Genomic DNA, 3,197 nt, shown 5'->3' on the forward strand with positions numbered 1-3,197 from the left:
CTTCCGCGCCCGATCAATCGGCGCAAAGTGCCGATCCTCGTAGTACCGGATGTGCCGCGCCCGGATCGGATACTGCCCCTCGGGCAGCACCAGCACCTCGTCCAGCGGAAACCGCAGCACCTCGTTCGCCGAAATCAACGGACGCTCCTCGGAACGCCTGCTGACATTAGCACTGTCCTCCAAGGCCCGAACCCGCGACTGGCTCTCGGTCACGGCAGTGATGGTAGACCGCCCCAAGGCGTTCGACAGCACCTCGGCGGTCCGGTCATCCTGGGGTGTCATGTAGATCTGCACACCAGCGCCGCCTTGCAGAGAGCGCCGCCCGGTCTCCCCATAGATGTCATCGAGACCGGGAATGGTCTGAGAGATGATGAAGAACCGGCCGCCGAAACTGCGGATGGTCTTGATGGAAGAGAGGACAAGTGGCTGGCGGCCGAGCTGGTCAAACTCGTCCATCAGGAACATGACCGCATGGGGTTCGTCCGGACCAGGCTCACGGCGCTGAAGGGAAGCGATGGCATCCGCGAAGAGTAGGCGGACGAGGGGGGCGAGAGTTTTCAGGTGCTCGGGCTGGACGACGATGTAGAGACTTTGGGGATCGCGCCGGAAGGTAGAGAAGTCGAAGTCGCTGGCTGAGGTCACGCGGTCCACCGCAGGGTCGTTCCAAAGCTCGAGACCGGATCCCTGGATGACGGACACATAGGCCCCGAGGGTTTTTTCCGGGACGTCGGCCATCTCGAGGAAAGTGCGGGAGACGATCGGGATGTTCGTGGTCTCGGCAATGGCCGTGTAGCTCTTCTTCTTGTCGCCGCCTCCGGCCATGATCTCACCGGCAAAGCCCAAGGTCGGGCGGCGCTGTTCGATGGCGTAGAGGCATGAGGCGATGAAGAGCCGCTTGCCCGCATTGAAGAAGCTCTGCGCACTTTCGCCTTCCGGGATGAGGAAGAGGTCGGCCATCGAGTTCAGCGCGGTATACTGACGCTCTGCGGAGGGAAGGGCGGCGATCCGGGCAAGCGGGTTGAACCGGTGCGAACCCCGGTCCTCATCGAAGGGCGAAAAGTACCAGATGCCGTTCTTCAGCCCACGCTTGCGATGGATCGAGGTCTTCGCGAAGTTCTCGCCCTTCACGTCGAGGATGATTGCTGAGCCGGAGAAGTGGAGGAGGTTCGGGATGACAAATCCCACGCCTTTCCCCCGGCCGGTAGGCGCGATCATCATCGCATGGGGGAAGCGGTCGGGCGGCGCCATCACGAAGGGCGCGTCGGATTTCGGGAGACCGAGCTTGCCGAAGATGAAGCCGTTCTGGTCGAGGGTCCCGACCATGTGGTTGCGCTTCAACTCTCGGCGCGACTGGAAATGCGCGTCGTCATACTGGTTGAGCCGCCCTCGATGAACCCCGGCCAGACCGACAAGCGTCAGCGCGACAGTCACGGCACCGGTGATGATCAGCGCGCCTTGCAGAACCGATGGCCGCGCGGCGAGGTCTGCCCAGGCGTAGCGCAGGAACCAGGGGCCCATGGGGCTGAGCGAATCGAGGCTCTCCCGGAAGGCAGTGATCACATAGATCGTCGCCAACATGCCGCCAATGTAGAGACCGGTCAGCAGGCCAAGGAGCAGCGCCAGCGGATACCGCCAGGCGGTGTCGAGGTTAGAAAGCATGGGTCTGTCCTCAGAGTTCGTGGCCGGTGTCGCGTTCGACGGCGCGGTCGCGCTGCCCCAGTTCGGCGGCGCGACGCTGCGCCCGTGCCAGATCTGCCCAAGGTCCGACCTCGCTCGATTTACCGAGGTCGCCCTCGTTCTTCAGTTCATGCGCGACGGCGGCCCGGAGTGCTGGATCTCGGATCTGCTCGTTGAGCGGCGCCAGATCGCCGGACCGGACGCGGTCGAGATCCTCGGGTTTCAGAGTGTCGTGCAGGCGGTCGACGATGGCTTCCAGCGCGGGCACCTCGGAGAGCTTCATCTGGCGATCGGCGGTGAGCAATTGGTCGCGCGCAATGGTCTCCATCAACTCCGGCGCAAAGTTGAAAGCGGCGACTTCTGCCCGAACCTCCTGGCCGAGGGCGCGCTCCGTTTCCATCCAAACCACCTTTTGCATCGTGTTCGGCTGCTCCGTGATCCAGGTCGCCCGCTGGCCTTCGCTACGCTCGGCCAAACTGAACCGGGCGACCATTTCCTCGACGGACGTGCCCGCTATGCGAAGCTCATCTTCCCGGATCGAGAAGAGCGCGGTCAGCCGTTCGCCGATCTCGTCACGAACATGCGCAAGGGTCGCGCGCAGGCCTTCATCGAGGGAAAACCCCTCGGTTTGGCCTTGATCCAGCCGCGCAAGCGAGGCGAGGGTCGGGTTGTGATAGGGATCGGTGTTCCGGTCTGCGACCTGGGCATGCTCTGCTAGGAGGATGCTATCAGGCGCGAGTTTCAGCGAGGCGCGGGCCTGCTCGGCAAAACTCCGTTCAAGGTCAACCCGCTCGGCCGACGGTTCCATTGCGCGGATTGCCTCCCAGGCCTCTGTGGCCGAAGCGATCATCTCGCTGCGCGCAGCCTCAACCCGCGCGGCGGGGTCGCCTTCGGCGTGAAGCGAGTGGTCGGGCATAAGAGGAACTCCTTGTCTGAGTGCGGCGGCAGACGCGCCAAGCGCCCGGGCCAGCCGAGAAAGGTAGGAAGAGGCGCTCGCCTCGGTGCCGGTTTCGGCGGCGAGACCGGCGAGCTCGCCAAGGGTCTCGTATTCACGGGCGAAGCCCTGCATCGCGGCGAGCCGTCGGCTCCGCTCCCCGTCGGACAGCGGCGGCGGGACAGGGGGTGTGGGCTTCCCACCCTCTCGCGATGTTCGCAGTTCGGACTGGCGCGGCGAGTTCTCGATGATGCCGCGGGAGAGGCGCGACGAGGCGAGGATGTTTAGACCATGCAACTGGCTGATTTCGGCGTGAAGCTCGCGCATAACATCGAAGTTCAGCGCGGCGTGACGACAGATCGACAGGAAGCGACCTTCCTCGATGCCATGCTTGTCGACCACGAAATGCGCATGCAGATGGTCAGTGTCCTTGTGCAGGGCAGCAACGTAGCGCCAGACATCCCCATACTCACCGGACCCGAACACAGCCTGCCCCCATTCCCGGGCGATGACTTCGGCGCGCTCGGCGTCCACCCCACGCGGGAAGCTCAGGACGATGTGATCGGCATGTCCCCGTCGCGGCGCG

General features: G+C 64.2%; 2 protein-coding genes. Both read right to left on the reverse strand.

Going from position 1 to position 3,197, the window contains the following annotated elements; translation table 11 throughout:
• On the reverse strand, positions 1-1,659 hold a 1,659-nt coding region (locus Q8M85_RS02640; RefSeq protein ID WP_305539887.1), incomplete at its 3' end, for a type IV secretory system conjugative DNA transfer family protein.
• A gap of 10 nt (positions 1,660-1,669) precedes the next feature.
• The coding region (locus Q8M85_RS02645) for a relaxase/mobilization nuclease domain-containing protein (RefSeq protein WP_305539889.1) at positions 1,670-3,197 on the reverse strand (1,528 nt) is incomplete at its 5' end.

It is taken from the genome of Tabrizicola sp. (assembly GCF_030694085.1).
Lineage (GTDB): Bacteria > Pseudomonadota > Alphaproteobacteria > Rhodobacterales > Rhodobacteraceae > Tabrizicola.